This window comes from Sphingobium agrisoli, from assembly GCF_041877245.1.
In the GTDB taxonomy this organism is placed as follows: domain Bacteria; phylum Pseudomonadota; class Alphaproteobacteria; order Sphingomonadales; family Sphingomonadaceae; genus Sphingobium.
Map to the genome: position 1 here is coordinate 87,065 of NZ_JBHDJI010000002.1, position 22,829 is coordinate 109,893.

The window sequence follows — 22,829 nt, forward strand, 5'->3', positions numbered from 1 at the left end:
GGACCACGGACAAGGACAGCAGGATGAGCCGGAACCCGATATTCAACGACAACAAGCTCAAACTGGGCACCTTCTGCACCAACGGTCGCGGCACGACGCATTCCCTGGCGCCCGAAGCCAACCAGTTGACATGGCCCTTTGCGCTCGAGGTCGCTAGGGAAGTGGATCGCGCGGGATATGAGGCGGTCGTACCCTTCGCGCGGTGGAAAGGCTATGTGAAGGGAAAGCCCAATCATGTGTCCGGCGAGGTTCTCGATCCCTTCACCTGGGCCGCGGCGATCGCGCAGGCTACCGATCAGGTCGGCGTGTTCGTCACGTCGCATGCGCCTACGATCCATCCTATCGTCGCCGCCAAGCAGACCGCGACGATCGACATCATTTCAAATGGTCGTCTTGCGCTGAATGTCGTCGGGGGCTGGAATCGGCCCGAGCTGGAGATGTTTGGCGCGCCCCTGCGGGAGCATGATCAGCGCTACGACTATCTGGCAGAGTGGCTCGGCATCCTGAAGCGCCTGTGGAATGCGAATGAGGAATTCGACCATCATGGCGCGTTCTTCGATATTCTCGCTGGCTTCTCCAATCCCAAGCCCGTGCAGCGACCACATCCTCCGATCATGAACGCGGGACATTCCGAACGTGGTCGCAACTTTGCGTGCGAGCATGCCGATCTGTGCTTTATCGGCATCCGGTCGGAAGACCCGACCAGCATCCGCAAGGAGGTGGAAAAGTATAAAGCCACGGCACGCAACGAGTTCGGCCGCGAGGTTCAGGTGTGGGCGCACACCTATGTCGTCCAGCGGGACACGCAGAAAGAGGCCGATGACTTCCTTGATTACTATGCCGTCCAGCATCAGGACCATGAGAGCATCGACGCACTGATCGCGCTTTCGGTGCCGGAGGTGAAAGACATGCCCCGCCAGGCGTGGGAAGCGGTGCGCACCCGTTATGCGGCCGGATATGGCGGTTTTCCGCTGGTGGGCACGCCGGAGCGTATTTCCGATTCGCTGACCATGCTTTCGGATGCTGGACTGGACGGCGTACTCCTGACCTGGATCGACTTTGTCGAAGGCGCGCGACGGTTCAATCGCGACGTGCTGCCGCTTCTGGAAAAAGCGGGTTTGCGCAGGCCATTTGCTGCGTTGTGACCGGGCGCCATCGCCCGCCCGCTACAGTCGCAGTTTGGCAACTGCTTCCGCATCAGTGGTGACGACGGCCTTTTTCCGCTGCTGCTTCATCTTGGCCGTGCGCCAGCGGCCGGATGATACCGACTCCAGAACCTGCTCTTTCAGGAAGCTTTCATAGGCAATGACGGCGGCCGTCTTCGGCCGGTTCTTGGGCGTGGCGATTGACCATGTCATCGATGCGTCGGTCACGGGTATCGCCTCGAACGCGGTATCCGCGCCAGGGGGAGGAAGGGCGCATGCCGACAGGATCGTGTAACCCAGGCCGCGTGCCACCAGGGGCAGGATGTTCGTCGACGGCGTTTCCAGAACGGTGTTCAGAGTGCCGCCCGCCGCCGCCAATGTCCGGTCGATCCGCCGCATCACCATGGTGAGGTTCAATGGCAGGATCATAGGATAGCTGGCCACGTCGCGCAGGGTGACCGATCCAAGTTCATGCAGGTTCGCGCCGGCCGGGCCAAGCAGGAACAGCTCATCCTCGACCAGGGGATGCGACCAGAAATTATCCTGCTCGTCGGTCTCCACGAGCACAGCGAGTTGCAGTTCGTTGGCGTTCATCGCCTCGGCGAGCGCCTCGCTGGCATTGACCGCCAATTTGATATGCACGTCGGGATACTCGCGGCGGAAGCGTTCGATCACGGGATAGGTGACGAGTTCGGACCAGGATATGGGCATGCCGATCGACAATGTGCCCCGTGGCCGCGACTGCGCGCTTTCCAATTCGCTCTGGAGCCCGTCAATGTCATCGATCAGTATCTCGGCCTTCAGGCGCAGCGCCTTGCCCGCCTCTGTAAGCATCACGCCCCGACCGTGGCGCATCAGCAGGGCCAGGCCGAAATGCTCTTCCAGATGCCGAAGATGCTGCGTCAGCGACGGCTGCGTGATGTGCAGCGCCAGCGCCGCGCGGGTGATGCTGCCATATTCGGCGACTTTCAGGAAATAGCGGAGGCTGCGGAGATTCATCGACGGTGTCCATGCGCCAAAGCGGCGAAGGCCGGATGCGCGATTTCATCCGATCGTAAACAAGCATCGCTTATCGATCCATAGGAGATAGCCTATGCATCGCATAATTTTTATCGCGCTAGTCTGAACCGTCTGTCCGCCATACTCTCCTCCCAATCAATCAGGGCGTCAGGAGCGGGCATGTCGGAATTCGAAGGCAAGGCGGTACTCGTTACCGGGGCTGGCAGCGGGATCGGGAGAGCGACCAGCCTGAGCTTCGCCGCCCATGGCGCGCATGTCTGGGTGACCGATTTTGACGAGCGCAGCGCCGCGAAGTCGGTCGAGCTGATCGCTGAAACTGGCGGGCGGGCGACGGCGGTGAGGCTGGACGTCAGGCTCGAGGACGAATGGGAGGCTGCGTTCGCGCTGGCCGACGCGCACGGGACGGCGCTGACGACCGTGGTCAACTGCGCCGGCAAGTCGATCCTGGCGGACAGCTTTTCGATGTCGCTCGACCAGCTTCGACTGGTGATGGCGATCAACCTGGAGGGCGCGTTTCTGGGGATGAAGCACGGCATTCCGCGGATCGCACAGTCTGGCGGCGGGGCCGTCATCAATATTTCGTCGATCATGGGCCTCAAAGGGAAAGCGCGCATGGCGGCCTATTGCGGGGCGAAGGGCGCGGTTCGCATGATGACCAAGGCGATCGCGCTGGAATGCGCCGATCTGCGTAACAAGGTGCGGGTGAACTCCGTCCATCCGGGCATCGTGGATACGCCAGCCTGGCAGAAGCATGATGCGAAAGAGGCGAGCATGCTGGCTGGGTCGGGGGCGGCTTCAGGTGTGCTGGATGCGCATGAAGTGGCCAAATCCCTGGTGCCGATCGGCGTTGCCGCTTCGCCCGAGGAAATCGCAGAGACCGTGCGCTTCCTGGCGTCAGACGCGGCGCGCCACATTACGGGCGCCGAAATCGTCATCGACGGCGGCATGACAGCCGACTGAGCATGGCTCGAAACCTCGCGAGGCCCTCATGACAATCGACCTGACGCTCGAAGGCAAGGCATCGGATGCGCGCTTCGACTTTTCCGTGGCCGGTGATGACGGCATGATCCCGGCGACATTTTGGAACGCGCGCGAGCCGGCGGGCGCCAGCACGCCCGTCACGCTTCTTCAACATGGAGGCCCGTTCCACAAGCGCCACGAACGCACCGACTGGCTGGCGGCGCAAATCGTCGAACGGACCGGCAGCGCCGTGCTGCTGATCGACGGCCCGATCCACGGCCGGCGGGGCGACATTGATCGGGATGTCATGGAGATGCTGGGCGTCTTCGAGCGGCATTGGCGCAACAGCCCCGGTATCGAGCGCTATGTCGCCGAATGGCGCACCGTTCTCGACGTGGTGCTGGAGCAGGGATGGGCGGATGCGGATCGGGTCGCATGGTTCGGCATGTCGATGGGCACGGCTTACGGAATTCCTCTTTGCGCGGCGGAACAGCGCATAAAGGGCGCGGTGCTCGGAATGTGGGGCCTCGACTGGGGGCAGGACGCCGTCCTGCTTCACAATGCCCGCATGATGCGCACTCCGGTGCTCTTTCAGATCAAGTCGGAGGATGAGATTTTCTCGACCGACGGGCAGCGCGCACTGTTCGATGCGATCGGTTCACCCGACAAATGCCTTCACACTTTCACGGGCGGACATTCGCTGACCGCGCCGGGTCAACTCGACGAGCTTCTCGATTTTATCACCCATGCGCTCGCGCCGGACGCGACACGGTCGGCTGATCGCGAACGGCCGATTTCGCGCGCTTAGGAGACCAAGATGAATGATCCAGCCTGGCGCTCGCGAGCGACCCTTGACGGGCCGATGCGCGTGGCCAACCGGATGCACCTGCGTGCAACGGGCCTTGATGACGAAGCCATCGCCAAGCCTTTCGTGGGCGTGGTGCATACCCATGCCGAAGTGAGCCCCTGCGCCATGTCGCTCGCGCCGCAGGCCGCCGCCGCCAAGGTCGGCGTGGAGGTGGCGGGCGGTACGGCGCGGGAGTTCTCCACCGTGTCGATCTCCGACGTCTGGACGATGGTCCATGAACGGGGGCCGCAATTCAGCCTGATATCGCGCGAAATCATCGCGGATTCGGTCGAAGTCGTGTTGGAGGGGCAGCGGTACGACGCGGCGGTGGCGCTGGGCGCCTGCGACAAGACGGTGCCGGGCCTTCTGATGGCCATGACCCGCGTGAATATCCCGAGTGTCTATGTGCATGGCGGGGCAGCGCTTCGCGGTTACAGCAATGGCGAGCCGATCAATTTCTACCGCGTCTTCGGCGATATGGACCGGACGCTGAGCGGAGAGATGAGCGAACAAGAGCTTGAGGAGCTCAACAAGGAGGCGATGGTGTCGGTCGGCACCTGCCCGGGCCTGAACACGGCGAGCACAGGGGCTGCCTGCGCCGAGATCATGGGCTTTTCCGCGCTTGGCACATCCTCGATCCCGGCCGTTTTTTCGCAACGCCTCGCGCTCGCTCGCAAAGCCGGCCAGCATGCCATGAAGCTGTTGATGGAAGGGGGGCCGCGCCCGCGCGACTGGGTGACCCGGGAAAGTCTGGAAAATGCGGTAACGGTCGTCGCCGCCACGCGCGGTTCGTCCAACATGCTGCTGCACCTTCCGGCGATCGCCAACGAGGCCGGGGTGAAGTTCGAGCTGCGGGATATGACCGACATCCTGCGGCGCACCCCACGGATCACCAGCCTCATTCCAAACGGCCCGCACGCGCTGATCGACCTCCACCGGATCGGCGGATTGCCGGTGATCTTCAAGGCGCTGCTCGACGGCGGTCTCCTGCATGCCCATACCCCGACCAATGACGGCAGGCCGCTTGGCGAGGCGCTGGCCGATGCGCCCGGCCCTGACGGCGCCATCGTGCGCGCCTGCGCCAATCCGTTTCAGGCCGACAGCGGCATCGTCGTGTTGAAAGGGAATCTTGCGCCAGGTGGCTGCATCGTAAAGACCGCCGATATTCCGATGCGTGTCTTCGAAGGCCCCGCACGCATCTTCGAGGGTGATGCCGAAGCGCGTACAGGCATTGCGGACGGCCAATTCAGCGCCGGCGACGTGATCATCGTGCGAGGAGAAGGGCCGCGCGGCAGCCCGGGCATGCGGGAACTGCTGGACGCACTGGTCCCGATCCGACGGCGCGGAATGGGCAAGGACGTCGCGCTGGTCACTGACGGGCGATGGCCCACGGGAACCGGCGGCCTGTGCGTCGCCCATGTCTCTCCCGAAGCGCATGCCGGCGGTCCCCTCGCGCTGGTCAGGGACGGCGACATCATCCGCATCGACGCCGAGAAGGGGACGATCGATTTCGATGTTTCTGAGCAAGAACTGGAGCGTCGCCGCGCTGCCCTGCCGCCCTACAAATATTGGAGCGGGGGCGTGGGCGAAAAATATGCCCGATCGGTGGGGCCGACCCATCTGGGCGCGCCAACCCATTCCTACGACTGAGCGCACGCGATCAATGAGGAAAATTCATGACTTCGCCAACCGATACCAAGATCAGGATCATGCCCGCGTCGTTCGGAGCCGCCGGTGGACCGCGTCAGGCGCCCGATCACGCCGATTATCGCGATGGCCCGATCCGGTTCACACGCTACATCGTCAGGTTCCTTGGCCGCGCCGAACAGCTTGAACCCTTGCTTCCCGACGGGCTTGCCCTGCGTGGCGAGGCTATGGCGCAGTTTCACTTCTTCTGCCTGCGCGACATCCCGTGGCTCGCGGGCCGAGGGTATAATATCCTGTCGCTGATGATCCCAGTCACCCATATGGGCCCGGACGGCAAAGTGACCGACGGCGTCTATTGCGCCGTGATGTGGGAGAATCTGGGCGATCCGATTATCACGGGTCGCGAGCAACTCGGCCATCCGAAACTCTATGCGCAATTGCCCGAACCCCGGCACTGGAATGGCGAAACGAGCATAAGAGCGAGTTGGGAAGGCTTCACCTTTGCCGAAATGCAACTGGCCTGCGATGCCGATACCGACGCCGCGCCGGAACTGGTTGCCGAGTTTACCGCGAGCGCCGGGCTGGGCATCATCGCGCACAAATACATTCCGCGAAGCGGCGAGTGGGCGGTCGCTGACGCGGATTATCTTACACTGTCGCCGATGGCGGGCGCATCCAGCCGGCGCGACCCCCAGCCGCCACCTTTGGTGCGGGCCGGCACTGGCAGCATCCGCTTCAACGTGCCGACATGGCAGGACATGCCCACCCAATATCATATCGTCCAGGCACTTGCCGGGCTCGAACAGGTCAAGACGCTCCCCGCTCTCATCATGGAAGGGACGGCCTATCTCGACTTCCACGACCAAGAAATCATCACCTGAACATAGCGCATGACAGCAAGAAGAGAGGAATGTCCCGTGGCGGCTCTATCGTTACCAACGCTCGCGTCTTTCGCGTTCGTGATTGTCGGCCAGGCATTGGGCCTGTCTCTCCTGCCGGCGACGCGCGGGTTTACCGCCATCGGCGCGACGATCGTCTGCATGGCGAGCTTCGTGCTAAGTTTCTGGGTGTTCGCCCGGCTCATCCACAACGGTGTCGAACTGAGCACGCTGACGCCGATCGTGACGATCACGCTCCAGGTCGTGGTGCTGGCGATCGGCATCACCGTCTATCATGAGTCCGCATCGCTGGCGAAAATCGGGCTGCTGCTGGGCGCTGCGATCATGATCGGCGCCGCCACCCAGGTTTAGGATTGACCATGCAGGCGGGTACGGCCGCGCCTGCCAGAGGAGAACAGCACATGTCGGACAATCTCAAACTCCTGATCGGTGGTGAACTGGTCGACGGCGATTCCCTGATGGAGGTCATCGATCCAGCGGCGGGCAAGCCGTTCATATCGGTGCCGCGCGCATCGATACGGCAGGCGGAGCAGGCGATCGCTGCGGCGAAGGCGGCGCAACCCGCCTGGGCGGCGCTCTCGCTCGACGATCGGCGCGCCAGACTGTCCGCCTTTGCCGATGCGATCCACGACAATGCCGAGGCCATGACGCGCATGCTGGTGCGCGAACAGGGCAAGCCGCTGGCGGAAGCGGCGGGCGAGATCGCCTTCACCGAGATGTTCGTCCGCCATTTCACCACGATCGATGTCCCGGTCGAAATATTGCAAGACGACGAAGAGCGGCGGGTCGAACTGCACAGGAAGCCGCTGGGCGTGGTGTGCGCCATCATGCCGTGGAATTTCCCCGTCCTGCTCGCCGCATTCAAATTTCCCGCAGCGCTCCTGATGGGCAACAGCTTCATCCTGAAACCTGCGCCCACGACGCCGGTCACTTCGCTGATGCTCGGCGAACTGGCCAAGGAGATCTTTCCTGCCGGCGTCTTCAACGTCGTGACCGATCTCAATGATCTGGGGCCGACGCTGACCGATCACCCGGACATCGCCAAGATTTCGTTCACCGGATCGACGGCGACCGGAAAGAAAGTCATCGCGGCCGCCGCATCGACGCTCAAGCGCGTGTCGCTGGAACTGGGCGGCAACGACGCCAGCATCGTCCTTGACGATGTCGATGTCGCCACCGTGGCGTCGAAGATTTTTTCCAAGGCCTTCATGAACGCCGGGCAGGTCTGCATCGCGGTCAAGCGCGTCTATGCCCATAGCAGCATCTATGACGCTTTGTGCGACGAACTCGCCAAACTGGCCAATCAGGCGATCGTGGGCGACGGACTGCAACAGGGAACGCAGATCGGCCCGCTCCAGAATGCGGCGCAGTTCGCCAAGGCGAAGACATTCCTGGAAAGCGCACGCCGCGACGGCCACGTCATCGCCGGCGGAGAAATGGCAGAGGGCGGCGGCTATTTCATACGGCCCACCATAGTGCGCGATATCGAAGATGGCACGATGCTGGTCGATCAGGAACAGTTCGCGCCGATCCTGCCCATCATCAGGTTCGAGGATGCGGACGACGCGGTACGGCGCACGAACAGCTCGGAACTTGGCCTTGGGGGGTCTGTCTGGTCCGCCGACCGCGATCGCGCCTATGCCCTCGCCCGCCAGATCGACAGCGGCATGGTATGGGTCAACGAGCATCTCGATTTCGCGCCCCACATCCCGTTCGGCGGCGCCAAGCAGTCGGGTATCGGCATGGAGCTCTCCACGGACGGCATGCACGAATTCTCGCAGACCGCCGTCATCAACATTGCCAAGGCGCCCGTCGGCTGACGGGCTTTGCAACATGGACACCGGCCGATCGACCATCGCCGGCACGACACCGGAGAATATCATGTTCGGTTTGATGCAGGCGGGCCAGCTGACGCTGGACGCCCTCCTTTCTCACGCGGCGCGATGGCACGGGCGTACGGAAGTCATCTGGAACGACAATCATGGCGAGCGGCATCGGTCCACCTATGCGGCCTGCCACGGACGCGCCAAGCAAGTATCGAACGCGCTGCGGGCGATGGGCATTGAGCAGGGCGACAGGATCGCCACGCTCGGCTGGAACAGCGGACCGCATTTCGAGGCGTGGTATGGCGCAGTCGCGATCGGGGCGGTTTGCCACACGCTCAATCCACGGCTGCTGGCGGACCAGATCGCCTATCTTGTCGGGCATGCCGCTGATCGGGTCATCTTCGCCGATCGCGCCTGCGTGCCGATCCTCCAGGCGATCCTGCCGAAATGCCCCTCGGTCGAGCGCGTCATCCTTTTCGATGACGAGGACAGGTCTTCGATCCATGGATCGACCGTCCCGGTCGAAGGCTTCGCCACGCTGATCGGCCGCTATGGCGACGAATGCGACTGGGGCGGTTTCGACGAGCAGTCGGCCGCCGGCCTCTGCTACACGTCAGGCACGACCGGCAACCCGAAAGGCGTGCTCTACTCCCATCGGTCCAACTATCTGCATTCGCTGTTCAGCTGCCAGGCCGATGGTCTGAACCTGTCGTCCAGGGATACGGTCCTTCTGCTGGTGCCCATGTATCACGCCAATGCCTGGGGCCTCGTCTACTCCGCGCCGATGGTGGGCGCCAGGCTGGTGCTGCCCGGCCAGCATGTCGACGGCGCAACGCTTTACCAACTGATCGAAAGCGAAGGCGTCACCTTCGCCGCCGGCGTGCCGACCGTCTGGCAGGGGCTGCTCAGCCATTGCCGGGAAAGCGGCCGCACCTTGACCACCCTCAAGCGCGCCATGGTGGCGGGCTCGGTATGTCCGGAAACCATCATCCGCGAATTTATGGAACATGGCGTCGAGCTTCTCCACGCCTGGGGCATGACGGAGGCCTCCCCCCTTGCGACGGTTTCCTCGCCGGATCGGGAGATCGCGGCGCTGCCGCTCGAAGAGCGCATCCCTTATATGCTCAAGCAGGGGCGGACCCTGCCGGGCATCGATTTCAAGCTGACCGACGAACAGGGGCGCAAGCTTGCGCACGACGGAAAGTCGCCAGGCCGGTTGCATGTCAAGGGCGAGACGATCGTCGGCGCCTATTATGGACAGTCGGAAACCCGCATACTCGACGATGAGGGTTTTTTCGACACCGGTGACATCGCGACGATCGATGGTCGCGGCTATATGCAGATCACCGATCGCGCCAAGGACGTCATCAAGTCAGGCGGCGAGTGGATCAGTTCGGTGGAGCTGGAAAATATCGCGCTGGGTCATCCGAAGGCCGAGCTTTGCGCGGTCATCGGGGTGCCGCATCCTAAGTGGGACGAGCGGCCTCTGCTGCTGATGAAACTGAAACCCGGACAGTCAGCGACGTCCGAAGAGATATCGTCCTATCTGGACGGGAAGATAGCGAAATGGTGGATGCCGGACGACATCGTCTTCGTGTCCGACATCCCCCTGGGCGCGACCGGCAAAATCGACAAGAAGCGCCTGCGCGAGATTTACGGTCGTTAGAGCATATCGACATCGGATCGCGTCTTGTTCGCGATCACAATCCGATGCACGCGACCGGCCACCGATGTCCGACGCGCGCCAGAGGGTTAATCTGCCATCAGATCGCGCTCGTTCGACGCGTCATATTTGCGTATGTCACCGCGCATCCTGCCCTGCCAGCGCGCGACGAACGCGCGTGTTTCCGGCGCGTCGAGGTGGGCGGTCAGCGCGGCCTGATCGTGCCATCGCTCCACGATCAACATCCGGCCGGTTGGTTCGTCATCCACCGCCGCATCATAGGACAGGTTGCCGGCGCGCCGCCGGACGACGGCGGCAACGCCCTGAAGCTCGGCATGGAAGCGCGGCACATCCATCGGCTCGACGTGCATATATCCGGTGACGATCAGCATGATGTTTCTCCTCGAAATCGCTCCGGACCCACGGCCCCTCAGGGCAGATCCGGAGCGTCTGACAGTCAGGCGACGGTGAGCACGATCTTGCCATGTGTCTTGCCCCGTGCGGCGCGATCATGAGCGCGGGCGGCCTGAGCCAGCGGGAAGGCGCTGTCCACAACCACCCTGACCGTGCTCTCCGCAAGCAGCCGTCCAGCTGCGACAAGTTGCGCGCCATTGGAGCGGACCTGTGTCGTCGATACGCCAATGTCCAGCGCCTGCGCCCTGGCATGTGCGTCAAATCCCAGCGGGTTGACGAGGAACAGCGCGCCCCCAGGCCTGATCGTCGGCAAGAAGCGATCTGCCGCAGTGCCGCCCACGGCGTCGACGACGAGGTCGACATCCCGCAAGACATCCTCGGCCGCGGTGCGGGTGTAGTCGATGAACTGATCGACGCCCAGATCCTGCAGGAACGCTTCATGCTCCCCCGAGGCTATGGCCATGACGTGCGCGCCTTTCCACTTCGCCAACTGCACGGCGACATGGCCAACACCCCCGCCGGCCCCGTTGACGACCACCCTCTTGCCCGCAAGCGGGACCGGGCGATGTGCAAAGGACTGGAACGGGTTCGGCGCGTCATGGCCAAGCTCGATCAGGAATTGCCAGGCCGTCAGAAGCGACATCGGCGCCGCGGCCGCCTGTACATGGTCGATGCCTGCGGGCTTGAGCGCCAGCTGCGCAGCCGGGACGCTGACATATTCGGCATAAGCGCCGCTGCCCGACATCAGATTTTCGGGGAAGCGGACCATCGCATAGACCTCGTCGCCGACAGCGAACCCCCTCACCCCCTCGCCCAGCGCGGCGACCACGCCCGAAATGTCCGTGCCCAGGATCAGCGGGAACACCGCGTCCGGGCGCCATTCGGGCGGAAGCGCGCGATAGCCGTCGCGCAGATAAAGGTCGGGTGGATTGAGGCTCGCGGCATGGACGCGCACCAGTATCTCGCCGGCTGCCGCCACCGGACGGGGGGCATCCTCGTACCGCAGCACCTCGGGGCCGCCAAACGCGTGCAGGCGTACCGCTTTCATCGTCTCGCTCATCATCATGACCTCGCAAAAATTGGGGTGTCATTTCTCGATGTAGCCACTGGGATGCGGTTGATAATGGCAAGGAATGTCGTTTCAATAATGCCATGAAGGAACAAATAGGCCTCGAACGCCTCACCGGCTTGTTCGCGTTCGCCCGCGCAGCGTCCATGGGCAGCTATACAGCGGCGGCGCGCGCGCTGGGAATTTCCCCGTCGGCCGTCAGCAAGAGCGTTCAGCGACTGGAACGGGATCTTGGCGTGCCGCTATTCACGCGCACTACGCGCTCGCTGACGCTGACCGAAGAAGGACGCAATCTGCATGACCGGGCCCTGCGAATACTACGGGATGTCAAGGAAATCGAACAGGTGGCGAAAGCAGCACGAGCGGAACCATCCGGCACGCTGAGGATCGCGGCGTCATTCCCGATCGGCCTCCACATGATCGCGCCTATCCTGCCCCGATTTCGCGCCGACCACCCCAAGGTGACGATCGATCTGCGCCTGAGCGATCAACTCGTGGACATGGTCGATGAGGGCATCGATCTGGCGGTCCGCATCGGAGAACTGGCTGATTCACGATTGCTGGCGCGGCGGCTGGCGCCATATTCCCTCTGCTGTTACGCATCGCCGACCTATCTGACGACGCGAGGGACACCAACGCATCCCGAAGAACTGGTCGAGCATGAGACCGTCAATCTTCGTTACCAGAGCAGCGGGCAGACCTTTCGCTGGCCGTTTCGGATCAGCGGCAGGGACGTGGAACTGGTGCCGGCATCCGGCATCGTCGTCGATACGAGCGAAGCCGTGATCGCCGCCATTGCGGCCGGTGGCGGGGTCGGCGTCGGGGCAAGTTTCATGGCTGCCCCTTCGGTCGCACGGGGCGAACTCGTCCCGATCTTGACCGGGTTCGCCGTCACGCGGCAGAATGTGACGGCGATCTGGCCGGAAAATCGCCGCTCCAACCCGGCCGTTCGCGCCTTCCTCCGCTTGTTGATCGCGCATACGGATCACAGCGAGACAACAGGCTGATCCAAACTATTGCAATAGCGGCTGCTGACAATTCGGGCCATTGGGGCCGATTGAGGCGAATGTCGTGATTGATCGGCTGCCGACGGGCTGGTCACGTATGCCATCTCGCCAACGTTCCTCAGTGACAGCAGGCACCGGACGTACGTCCAGGCCACCCGGCGGATCACTCCGGCGATGAATTGAAATGCTGGAATGGGCTGGCAGGGCGCGCTGGGCGCGGCATACGGCACGCCTACCATCGCTCTCCTGACGATCAGCGCATTTGGTTTGACAGCGCCCTTGCACTCATCAACTTGCCTGACATCGTTTTGCTACAGCATTAATTGGTTGAAAATCGCGAAAGCACTTCAGGGTTTAATGCCCCATTGATTGTAATAGCGCACATTACTTGTCTGAACATGGCGCTGCCGAAACTCAACCGGGATATCGCCCAGAGAATATGCGATACGCTCTATATAGAGCAGGGGCGTTTCGGCTTGGATTTCCAGGAATTCCGAAACAGGAGGGCGAGCCGCAACAGCTTTGATACGTTCCTCCACGCGAACGACGTGGCAGGATGAATGCCTCATCAGCAGATCGAGCACTGTGGTAGCTGGCGCGGCGTTCCGAAAATCGTCAAGAGTGAGACTTGGAAAGAGATTTTGCGGCACCTGAACATCGTCAAAGAGTAATGGCGCATTGCTTACATACCTCACGTTATGCAGCTGAAAGACTTTTTGACCAGAATCCAACCCGAAAAGCGCCATGGCCTGCGGAGTTGGCGACGTCAGTTGCAGCGATATCGTGCGATACGTCGTATCCATCCGGCGATCGTCACGATCTACGAAGCTGAATACGGAATCGAGAAATGTTTCGCGGGTCGAACCGGCGACATAAGTCCCGCGACCATGACGGCGCAAGAGGATGCGCTGTTCGGCCAGGGCATCGACGGCTTTGCGAACCGTTCCAACACTGACACCGAACATCGATGCGAGTTCCGGCTCAGGGGGAAGGCGTTCACCACTCCGCCATTCCCCCGTCTGCATCTTACTAAGAATCCGGCTGCGGACGATCTCGTAGAGCTTGCCGTCGGAGGCTGCGGCTGGATTCAATCGATCCGACAAAATTTGTCCTTCTCTTTCATGATCTACGATCAGGCGACGTCTCCGCCGCTGATCGGTCATATTGAGTGCGCGGTGCGATGTCAGCCCTGATCCAGCCGCCTCCTCGCCTCTTCAAGCGGGCGGTAGTCGATCCAGTCCGCGAGATCGAAATCGCGGTCGAGAAAGCCGTGAAGCCATAGCGCCTTCTTCTGCTGTCCAAGGAGGGCAATGCGTTCGTCGGAGAGGTCGGGGTGAAGGAAGCGATGGAAATCCGGTCCATAACCGTTGACGACCGCCTGGTCGCTGCCACGCGTTTCGAGGCCGACGATCCGGCGGACCTCGACAGGATTGTCGCGCGCCCAATCCGCGGCGCGCAAAGTGCGCATGAAAAACCGCACGAGATGATCGAAATGCTCATCTATGAATCGGCGGTTCACTGTAATCGGACGAGGCGTGCCGTTGTTCACGCGCAGATGCCGATGTGGCAGCGCGTCGAGATCGATGCCAACGACCACACCGACTGTGTTTGCATCATCGAGGGACGGCGCGCCCTTGACGTAAATCGCGTCAATCTTTCCGCTGAGCAAGGCATCATAAGGCCACATCTCTATTGGCCCATCACCCAGCTTGGCACCCTGCACGTTGCCGATCGTCCCATTTACTTCCACCAACTCGACGTCGTCGAATGTCAGCCCCGCTGAACCGAGCGCGCCTTTGAAGCCGATAAGCGACATGGCACGGATGATGCTCATCCCGCGCTGATGTTCCGGTATCGGATATTCGGTGTACGTGGGCAGGCCGATCCGTTTGCCGGCCAGATCGGCGGCCGTTGCGATCTTGCTGTCCGCCCTCACCAGAATGACCTGGCTGTCCTCGATCCATGTCAGCCCGACGAGCCGCGTGTCTTCCCCCTGCGCCCGCGCTGCGAGCGCGAGAAGGTTGCCGCCTTCGCGGACCAGTGTCGGCATGCGCTGATCATAATGATGCCGGGCGAGCTCCGCCGGTGCGTCCTGAAGGGTCCGGATCGCTATTCCATCGCTCCTGAATTCCTGGTCGAGCCAGCCGAGCTGGTAGGCCAACCCGGTCGCGGTGGGGACAGGACATCGGGTGAACCATATTTCGGAAAGCGTGCTGCGGTTCCGTGCCTGCGCGTCTACAGTCGTCGCCATTGCTTAAGAATCGTCCTCTCGCTCAGCCTGCCGCAGCCCTGGTGGGGATGCGCCCCTGCTGGATGCCGTGTCGGTTCGCGGGCCGCGGAAGCCCCAGATGCTCGCGGAGCGTGTGCCCTTCATATTCGGTGCGGAAGACACCACGTCGCTGCAATTCAGGAAGCACATGTTCGACGAACCGATCCATGCCGCCTGGCTGATACGGAAACATGATGTTGTAGCCGTCCGCCGCTTCGGCGTGGAACCACTCCTCCATATGGTCCGCGACGGTCTTGCCGGAACCGACCAGCATGCGGTGGCCAAAGGATCCGGAGACATGCTTGTAGAGTTGCCGGAGGGTCATGTTCTCACGCCTTGCCAGCGACGTCAGCAACTCCTGCATGCCCTTGCTTGCCTCCGTTGCCGGAAGATCGGGCAGCGGACCGTCCAGTGGATAACCGCTGAGATCAAGGCCGAACGCTGCGGATAATTTGGCGATGCCGGCTACCGGATGAAGCAGATCCTGCAGATATTCGAACTGCTCCCGCGCTTCCTCGTCGGTCCGGCCGATGAACGGCACCACGCCCGGCAATACGCGCACATGGTCGGGATTGCGGCCATGATCGGCGGCCATGCGTTTGATATCGCTGTAGAAGGACTTTGCCTCTTCGAGCGTTTGCGAGACGGTGAACACGACTTCGGCCGTCCGGGCGGCGAGGCGCTTGCCCTCCGCCGACGCTCCCGCCTGCACCTTGACGGGATGCCCCTGCACCGGCCGCGCGAGATTGAGCGGCCCGCGTACGAAGAAGTGCTTGCCGTGATAATTCAGCAGGCGGGATTTCGCAGGATCGAAATACCGGCCCTCGGCGCGATCGTGGATGAAAGCGTCGTCATCCCAACTGTCCCAGAGCCCCTCAAGCACCTCGATGAATTCGCCGGCGCGTTCATAGCGCTCGGCATGCGAGGGATGCGTCCGGCCGAAATTGGCGGCCGCGATCGAACTGACTGTGGTTACCAGATTGAAGCCCGCACGACCGTTACTCAATATGTCCAGCGATCCGAACTGCCGGGCGACGTTATAGGGCTCGCTGTAGGTGCTGCTCGCCGTCGCGATCAAGCCTAGGCGATTGGTGACGGCCGAGAGCGCGGACAGCAAAGTCAGCGGCTCGAATGCATCGCCGTAGGGATGCCTGCTGCCTTCCTCCATATCCTCGGATATCATCGAAGGTCCGTCCGCGAGGAAAATGCCGTCGAACCGTGCCCGCTCTGCCAGCTGCGCGAGATACACATAATCCGACAGCTTGTCGCCGAAGAAGGCGTCGGGATGCGTCCATCCGGCCTGGTGAATGGCCATGGGATGAAGCACCAGCGTAAGGTGGAGATGGCCTTGTCTTCTGGACATCATCTTGCTCCTTAAAATCGAATGGCGAAAGTAGCTTGCACCGAAGTTGGCGGCAGCGGCTGCAAAAAGCCGGCTCCGGTCAGCGCACTCAGGAAGTTATTCTGGTTTGTGAGGTTGAGGACGCTGACCCCCAGGTCGAATTTCTCGGTCCGGTAATAGAGGCTCACGTCGACATTATGTTCAGTAGGAATGCGCACCGCCCGGTTCACATCCGTGTACCATGGGCCGGTCAACCAGAAGGAAATCTGCGCGCCGAAATTCTTTGTGAATTTGTAATCGGCGTAGCCGTTGATCGATGTCTTGGGCAAGCCTGGCAGAGCATAGCGGCCTCCCGGAAACGGGTTAAGGATCCCAAGATCGCCGTAGGGCGTCGCATTATCGGGGAAGAAGCCGTATTGTGTGTAGCCGAATGGCTGGGCGTAGGTTTGGATCGGATCGAGATAGGTGAAGTTCAGTCCACCCGAGAAGCGCGCGGTGGGCTGGTAACGCACCGCGGCCTCGACGCCCTTGATCCGCACCCGCGCTATGTTGCCGAACTGGTCGGGCGACAGATCGCGATACTGGATGAACCCGGCCGCCGACAGGAAGAGCTTCTCGGGGATCGCCTCGATCTTGGCCCCCGCTTCATAAAGTTCGCTCACGCTATGAAAGGCCTTGCTGTCGAGCGTATTGCCGAACCCCCAGATCAGGAAATTTCCGAAAATGCCAAGATTGACGGATTCGGAGCGATCATATGTCAGGTAGAGCGAGCTATTGTCGCTGGGCTTGACGACGAGGCTCGCCTGATAGCTCGGCAGCCAGTAGCTGCCCGTGTCGCTTGCAGCCTGATCAGGCTGTAGCACAAGCGGATTGGCAATCCTCGCCCGGATGTTGGTGATGTTGCCGCCAGCGTTGATCGCGACATGATCGCCGATGCTCAGGTTCTGCTGCGTGAACAGGCTGTAGTTCGTCAACCGCCCCTCACTGGTGTAGATGCCTGCGCCGCTGGGGAAGGGAAATCCGCCCACTTCGGCATAGAAGCCGTCATTGACCCGATACATGGGCGGGATCTTGAGATAGCCGAAGTAAGGCGAAAGCTGCGGCACGCCAGGCGTGCCGATCCAGCTGCCCGAAGAATTGGGATCCTGTTGGGGCAAGCCGTACAGCTTACCCGGCGACTGCACCGATGACGGAGCCTGTGTCAGGTCATAAGGATCGAAGTTGAAACTGTTGTTGGCGGACAGCCCGCGATATTTGAAATGACGTATTTCGACGCCGCTATTGCTTTGCAGGCCGATCTTGAGCCCGCCGGTATCGAATTCCAGCTTGCCCCTTACCTCGAGCCGCTGATCCAATACTGTGCTCCGGTTCTGGTAGAAAAATGCACCGACCGAGTCATTGGTGCTGAGCGAACGCTGGAAAAACGTGCTCGACAGTATGTCCCAGTGCTCTGACAGGTCCGCGCCGATGCGGAGTTGGGAGATGTACCGCTTCGCCGTATTTTTGTCTTCCCGTCGTCCCGAGCCCTGCGACGCTTTTATCTGCGAAAGACCGTTTCCGGGGATGGACGGATCGTACACCCACCCCAGGATCGTGCCAGCATTGGCGATCGCCGCGCTGGGAAGCGGCGTAGTCTGTACCGTTCCTGCCACATATTGGCCTTTGCCGTTCGGCGTGCGAGTCTGCCAGCCTATCGTCGGGGACGTGGGGTTGCCCGATGCAAAAACCGGAGACCATAGTCCCACATTGGGACTGCTGATGATGGGAGTGGCGCGGCCGCCATAATAGCTGCCGAAATTGCTGACCAATTCCTGCGTATTTCGGTTCCAGCCGCGGGTGATGTTGAAGTCGTAATAATTGTCGAAAGAGCCATTCCAGTCGATGCGGACCGTATCGGTCGGCCGGTACGAGAGCGCGCCGTAAAAACTGTTATAGTTGTTCCGGACGTTATCGTAATAGGTGCCGCCGCGTTTGCCGCGGACGCTGAAACGATACGCCAGCTTGTCGTCGATCGGGCCGCCAGCGTCCAGCGTCAGGCCGAAGTTCGAGTAGGATTGGTCGCCCGGCGACCACGTGCCGATCTCTGCCCGAACTTCCGTCCGGTGCTTGTCGAAGAAGGGCTGCTTGGCGAGATAATTGACATAGCCACCGCTACCTGCCGCAGGACCGAAAATGACCGAGGAAGGGCCAGCGACAATATCGGCCCCTTCATAGGCATTGAAATTGATCGGGTGATCGAGCGCATCGGTGTAGATGCGCTGACCATTTTGGAAGATGTCAGACTTCAATCCACGGATGAATGGCGTTGCGTTGACGTTCTGCCCGCCGCCCCGCGTAATACCCGGAGCATATTTGACGAAGTCGTCCGTGGTCCTGATAGGATCGAGCAGGAGTTGGCTTGCACTGATCTGGGATACGCTTCGGGGCGTGTCGAGGATCGTCCCATCCACGCCGTAGATCGAGGAACTGGGGCGATTGGGCAGCACGTCACCCTCCAACCGTGCACCCGTGACCACGATGTCAGTGTGGCCGGTGGCAGAAGGTCCGGCCTCTTCCGCTGCATGTCCGGCATATGGCAGCGCAATACCGCCCAACGCGGTCAGGCCCAGCAGGAGAGATTTCGTGCGGCGGTTGTGATCTGAATTGGTCATACGATGTGCCCCCGGTCCAAACGTGTTGCGTGTGGTTCCGCAGGCTTTTGGCCTGCGGGGATTGTTCGGTGTCGCCACCGCGCCGGCCGAGCATCGTCCCCGGCTCGTGAGATGATTTCTGCGTCGAGCCGCGGTTATCGCAGCCCGGTGCGGGACCATTGTTCGTCAAGGACGGCCGGCCCGAATTGCCGCGTTCCACCCAACGCAGCCGCGAGAACCTGGCATTTTGCACCTTCTTCGGCCAACAGAATGAACTTGTTGGTCGGAATGATGCCGTCCCCCCAAAACGTCGCCCCGCCATTGCCCTCGATGACGCCGCGCAAGTGGGGATCCCGCTTCAGATGATCTATGATGAGTGCGCCTTCGCTAGGCCTGCGATCGATCAGAACGGGCATGACCCGCGACAAGGTGTGCCGGGCTACCGCAGCATAGAGCAGTGGGAATTCGCTGTGAGAGTGGGCATAGGCGCCAAGATATGGCGTATGGATGTGGATGATCGTGGTGATCTCGGGATGGGCAACGAAAACTTCCTGAAATCCCGCCATGACATCCGCGACGGCCGCAAGTTTGTCGTCGCCCGAACCATCGAAGTTGATGACCGTGATCGGCAGATTTCCGGTCCAAGGGTCGGCATAGTTCGCCAACACTGACCGCTCTTGCCCCGGTATGCGCTGTAGCACGAAGCCGATTCCGCTCGCGGCCAACGTGCCCGTCCGCGTGAGCACCTCGCCAGCGTGCGCCACGTCGGCCCGCACGCTATCGATAAAAGCCTGCAGATCAGCATCATTGCCCGGTTCAAGCTGCGAAGTAGCGTCAGCCATCATAATCTCGCTCGAATCACTACTGATTCGATAGACAATATGAAGTGAGGGCTGGAGGAAGATTTCGTTGCCGGATTGATAGGTCATCTATGTCATATAGATGACTCAATTTTGCACTGTGCGATCGGACATGCCGATATGTAACGACGGCCGATGAATGGGAGGCAGCCTTGATCTGCCCGCCGCTGAGTGGCTCAGGGACTATGATAGTCTGAAGCACAAAGGGCCGGTGAAGGCCGAGCTGGAAGCTCAAGCCGGGCGGGATGGTCGGCAAGCTGCGTGAAGTCGAGATCGTGTTTGGCGCCGGGGCCTCGACAACAGAGGCATAAGGCAGCGTCCGCGTCGATGCCCAGGCGGGCGAGACCGTATATGGAGAACTCCATGCCGGACAGGTCCGCGCCCGCCTCCACCGCCATCAGATAGCCGTCGCCCGTATTGCCATGGCTGCCGATGAGGCCCGAGCGAAAAGCGCATCCCCCGGTCGCCATCACCACCGCCCCGGCGCGTACCTCCCAGTCCGCGCCCGTCAGCCGGGCATGGCCGCGCGCGCCGACCACAGCGCCCTCGTCGTCGGTCAACAGTTGGAGCGCGGGATGATGGTCGAGGATGCGCGCCCCCGCCGCCGCTGCATAGGCCCGCAACCCGCGCATATATTCCGCTCCGCGCACCCCGCTATAGTAAGTGCCGCCCTGCCCGTCCGATCCGAAGCGATAATAGGGCGCGAGATCGGGCAGTGTACGCCATGTCGTATCGATCACCCGATCCATCCAGGCCGGATCGCCAAGGCCCAGACCAGCGGCGACTCTCTGCTCTATCGCCTCGCGGCGTCGCGCGGGATCGGGCGGTATCCACCAATGATTGGGGCCAGCGGTCGCAGTCACACCGCTGGCGCCGACATAGCCCTTGTCGACCAATATGGTGGACGCGCCGGCCTTCGCGGCGGCGATCGCCGCCCAGGCCGCCGCCATCCCGCCGCCGATAATCAGCACGTCGCACTGATCGGTCAGGATGTCGCTCACTCCGCGGCGATGGCGACCGGCGCCTGCACATACCGATGCTCGGGCACCGGCAGGCCCAGATGCCCGCGCAGCGTGTCATGCGCGTAGTCGGTGCGAAACAGGCCGCGCGCTTGGAGGATCGGCACGACCTTCTCCCGAAACAGCGCGAAATCGCCCGGCCGCGTCACCCGCAGGATGAAGCCGTCCGCCGCGCGCCCGGTGAACCAGCGCTCGATTTCTTTGGCGATCGTCTCGGGCGACCCCACGAAATCGGATTTCCACTGGCCGAAGCGATAGGCCGCCTGCCGCAGTGTCAGCTTTTCCTCGGCCGCCACGCGGATGACACGTTCGGCCCCGCCTTTGTAACTGTTGAGCGTCACGCCCGACAGATCGGGGAAGGGGGCGTCCAGATCATATTTCGAGAAGTCATGATAGTTGAAAAGCCGTCCGACCTGAGTCAGCAGCTTCTCGATGCTGAGGCTGCCCTGCTGCGCCGCGGCTATCGCCTGCGCCTCCTCGTCGGTCTCGGCGATGGTGGGGACCAGGCCCGGCATCACCTTGATCAGGTCCGGGTTGCGCCCGATCGCCGCCGCCCGTGCCTTGAGGTCGGCATAATAAGCGCGCCCGCTTTCGAAATCCTGCGAGGCCGCGAACGTTCCTTCGGCGATGGCCGCTCCAAGCGCCCGGCCTTCGCCGCTGTCGCCCGCCTGGAAGATCACCGGCTGTCCTTGCGGCGACCGGCTGAGCGCCAATGGCCCGGCAACCGAGAAATGCGCGCCCTTGTGATCCAGGCGATGCTGCTTGCTCTTGTCGAGGAAGACGCCCGCCGCCCGGTCGCTGGGGAAGGCGTCTTCCTCGTAACTGTCCCACAGCCCTTTGACCACTTCCACGAACTCGCGCGCGCAGGCGTAACGGACGCCATGCTCGAAATGCGCGTCGCGCCCATAATTCTGCGCCGCGCCTTCAAGGCCGGTGGTGACGACATTCCATCCCGCCCGGCCCCGGCTGATATGGTCGAGCGACCCAAACTGCCGCGCGACATTATAGGGTTCCCAATAGGATGTGGTGAGCGTGCCGACGAGGCCGATGCGCGACGTGGTCGCTGCCACTGCCGACAGCAGGGTCAGCGGCTCCAGCCGGTTGAGGAAATGCGGCGCGGTGTCCGGCGTGATGTAGGGGGAATCGACGATGAACACGAAGTCGAACTTCGCAGCCTCGGCCAGCCGGGCATTGTCGATGTACCAGCCGATGTCGATGCTGGCGTCGCCGGGCAGGTCCGGGTCGAACCAGCTATGATGGTCGGCCCCCACGCCCTCCAATATCGCGCCCAGATGCAATTGCCGCTCTATACCGTGGCCCATGATATATTCTCCTGCCGGTGTTGGCGCGAAGGCTAAGGCGCGGGAGCCAGGGAGGATAACGAGTGCTGCTCAACCACCGCTGATTTTGTTCAAAGCGAAGCGCGCCGCGCCCCCGCAATTATTGAAACTTCTCGATCACCCTACCACGCGGCCAAAAGGTCGGCGCGGAAATGGCGAAAAAGTGTAATGTGCGACCCGCGATCATAAGCGACCGAAAATTACTCATGGGAAATGCACGGTCCGGCCAGCGTACCGATTGGCGCGTCGCTCCCGCCAAAGGGGTGCGCATCGCAGGAAAGGAACCGTTCCATGGCCACCGCCTCAACCGACAGCATTGCCGACATCCTCGACATCCGCCCCTCCAGCCGACCATCGGCGCGGAAATCCACGGGGTGGACATCGCCAAGCCGATCAACCCGCATAAGCGGCCGGAATTTCAGGTCCGCTTCTCGTGGCAGCTTGGCTCGGTCGCCTTCTGGGACAATCGCGCCGCAGTACATTATGCGGTGCGCAATTATGGCGACTATCCTCGCCTGCTGCACCGCGTGCTGATCGCCGACGAACCGCTCTACGCGGACCTTTAAAGGGTCGGACGATGGCGGAGCGAGGGGGCCAGGCGGCTGCTGCGCTACTGGCCGCTCGCGGCGCTTCCCTTCGCCTGCACGCGGGCGCCGGTTGCGGACGCCAATGAGCTGGTCGTAGGCGCCCAGCGCGGCCGCGCGCGCGCCCTGCTTAAAGCGTGGGGCTTCCTGCAAGACGCGCCCTACCGCGTCAAATAGGCGCTGTTTCCCGCCGCCTCGCCGCTGCTCGAAGCGCTCGGTGCCGGCGCGGTCGATGTCGGCGGCATCGACGCCGCTCCCTTCGCCTTCGCCTTTCCGAGTGCGAATATT

19 protein-coding genes and 1 pseudogene are annotated in these 22,829 nt (G+C 62.1%); 10 read left to right on the forward strand and 10 right to left on the reverse strand.

The genetic code is table 11. The features are described 5' to 3' along the window. The first annotated feature begins 23 nt into the window (after positions 1-23). Positions 24-1,145, forward strand: a complete 1,122-nt coding sequence (locus ACETPF_RS04745) for an LLM class flavin-dependent oxidoreductase (protein ID WP_373933158.1) — start codon at positions 24-26, stop codon at positions 1,143-1,145. 21 nt (positions 1,146-1,166) lie between these two features. Here the strand turns inward: ACETPF_RS04745 and ACETPF_RS04750 are convergent, their stop codons facing one another. Next, the gene (locus ACETPF_RS04750; protein WP_373933159.1) at positions 1,167-2,144 is read right to left on the reverse strand and encodes a LysR family transcriptional regulator; all 978 of its coding nucleotides are present in this window, start codon (positions 2,142-2,144) and stop codon (positions 1,167-1,169) included. Between the two features lie 180 nt (positions 2,145-2,324). On the opposite strand from ACETPF_RS04750, the gene ACETPF_RS04755 reads away from it, so the two are divergent. From ACETPF_RS04755 to ACETPF_RS04785, 7 genes are read left to right on the forward strand one after another with little or no spacing between them, the layout of a single operon-like run. After that, on the forward strand, positions 2,325-3,125 hold the full coding sequence (locus ACETPF_RS04755; protein ID WP_373933160.1) for an SDR family NAD(P)-dependent oxidoreductase: 801 nt from the start codon (positions 2,325-2,327) through the stop codon (positions 3,123-3,125). A gap of 28 nt (positions 3,126-3,153) precedes the next feature. Continuing rightward, positions 3,154-3,933 carry an alpha/beta hydrolase family protein gene (locus ACETPF_RS04760; protein ID WP_373933161.1) on the forward strand — a complete coding sequence of 260 codons (780 nt, stop codon included), beginning with the start codon at positions 3,154-3,156 and terminating at the stop codon, positions 3,931-3,933. Positions 3,934-3,942: 9 nt separating this feature from the next. Next, positions 3,943-5,622 carry a dihydroxy-acid dehydratase domain-containing protein gene (locus ACETPF_RS04765; RefSeq protein ID WP_373933162.1) on the forward strand — a complete coding sequence of 560 codons (1,680 nt, stop codon included), beginning with the start codon at positions 3,943-3,945 and terminating at the stop codon, positions 5,620-5,622. Between the two features lie 26 nt (positions 5,623-5,648). Next, the gene (locus tag ACETPF_RS04770; protein WP_373933163.1) at positions 5,649-6,500 is read left to right on the forward strand and encodes an acetoacetate decarboxylase family protein; all 852 of its coding nucleotides are present in this window, start codon (positions 5,649-5,651) and stop codon (positions 6,498-6,500) included. A 36-nt stretch (positions 6,501-6,536) separates the two neighbouring features. Then, positions 6,537-6,869, forward strand: a complete 333-nt coding sequence (locus ACETPF_RS04775) for a hypothetical protein (RefSeq protein ID WP_373933164.1) — start codon at positions 6,537-6,539, stop codon at positions 6,867-6,869. 50 nt (positions 6,870-6,919) lie between these two features. Further along, on the forward strand, positions 6,920-8,338 hold the full coding sequence (locus ACETPF_RS04780) for an aldehyde dehydrogenase family protein (protein WP_373933165.1): 1,419 nt from the start codon (positions 6,920-6,922) through the stop codon (positions 8,336-8,338). Positions 8,339-8,351: 13 nt separating this feature from the next. Then, entirely contained in the window at positions 8,352-10,010 is a 1,659-nt protein-coding gene (locus tag ACETPF_RS04785) for a long-chain fatty acid--CoA ligase (protein ID WP_373933166.1), read from the forward strand. Positions 10,011-10,096: 86 nt separating this feature from the next. On the opposite strand, the gene ACETPF_RS04790 is transcribed toward ACETPF_RS04785, so the two are convergent. Next, entirely contained in the window at positions 10,097-10,399 is a 303-nt protein-coding gene (locus ACETPF_RS04790; RefSeq protein WP_373933167.1) for a putative quinol monooxygenase, read from the reverse strand. 65 nt (positions 10,400-10,464) lie between these two features. Then, a complete protein-coding gene (locus ACETPF_RS04795; protein WP_373933168.1) occupies positions 10,465-11,469 on the reverse strand; it encodes an NADP-dependent oxidoreductase in 1,005 nt (334 codons plus the stop codon). Between the two features lie 104 nt (positions 11,470-11,573). Between ACETPF_RS04795 and ACETPF_RS04800 the strand changes: the two genes are divergently transcribed. Continuing rightward, positions 11,574-12,497 (forward strand): LysR family transcriptional regulator, encoded by a 924-nt coding sequence (locus tag ACETPF_RS04800; RefSeq protein WP_373933169.1) that lies wholly within the window; start codon positions 11,574-11,576, stop codon positions 12,495-12,497. A 347-nt stretch (positions 12,498-12,844) separates the two neighbouring features. Here the strand turns inward: ACETPF_RS04800 and ACETPF_RS04805 are convergent, their stop codons facing one another. From ACETPF_RS04805 to ACETPF_RS04835, 7 genes and pseudogenes are all read right to left on the reverse strand, one after another. Further along, entirely contained in the window at positions 12,845-13,660 is an 816-nt protein-coding gene (locus ACETPF_RS04805) for a GntR family transcriptional regulator (RefSeq protein ID WP_373933170.1), read from the reverse strand. A gap of 20 nt (positions 13,661-13,680) precedes the next feature. Beyond that, positions 13,681-14,658, reverse strand: coding sequence for an ABC transporter substrate-binding protein (locus ACETPF_RS04810; RefSeq protein ID WP_373933171.1), 978 nt, complete (start codon positions 14,656-14,658; stop codon positions 13,681-13,683). Positions 14,659-14,770: 112 nt separating this feature from the next. Beyond that, positions 14,771-16,129: an LLM class flavin-dependent oxidoreductase gene (locus ACETPF_RS04815; protein ID WP_373933172.1), complete on the reverse strand. Its 1,359-nt coding sequence runs from the start codon at positions 16,127-16,129 to the stop codon at positions 14,771-14,773. 11 nt (positions 16,130-16,140) lie between these two features. Beyond that, the gene (locus tag ACETPF_RS04820; RefSeq protein ID WP_373933173.1) at positions 16,141-18,759 is read right to left on the reverse strand and encodes a TonB-dependent receptor; all 2,619 of its coding nucleotides are present in this window, start codon (positions 18,757-18,759) and stop codon (positions 16,141-16,143) included. A gap of 134 nt (positions 18,760-18,893) precedes the next feature. Next, on the reverse strand, positions 18,894-19,667 hold the full coding sequence (locus ACETPF_RS04825; RefSeq protein ID WP_373933174.1) for a class II aldolase/adducin family protein: 774 nt from the start codon (positions 19,665-19,667) through the stop codon (positions 18,894-18,896). A 275-nt stretch (positions 19,668-19,942) separates the two neighbouring features. Further along, positions 19,943-20,548, reverse strand: a pseudogene (locus ACETPF_RS04830) (FAD-dependent oxidoreductase); the annotation flags it as partial. 47 nt (positions 20,549-20,595) lie between these two features. Then, entirely contained in the window at positions 20,596-21,939 is a 1,344-nt protein-coding gene (locus tag ACETPF_RS04835) for an LLM class flavin-dependent oxidoreductase (protein ID WP_373933175.1), read from the reverse strand. A 392-nt stretch (positions 21,940-22,331) separates the two neighbouring features. Here ACETPF_RS04835 and ACETPF_RS04840 point away from each other — a divergent pair, with 392 nt between their 5' ends. Next, positions 22,332-22,523: a TauD/TfdA dioxygenase family protein gene (locus tag ACETPF_RS04840; RefSeq protein ID WP_373933176.1), complete on the forward strand. Its 192-nt coding sequence runs from the start codon at positions 22,332-22,334 to the stop codon at positions 22,521-22,523. The last annotated feature ends 306 nt before the right edge of the window (positions 22,524-22,829 follow it).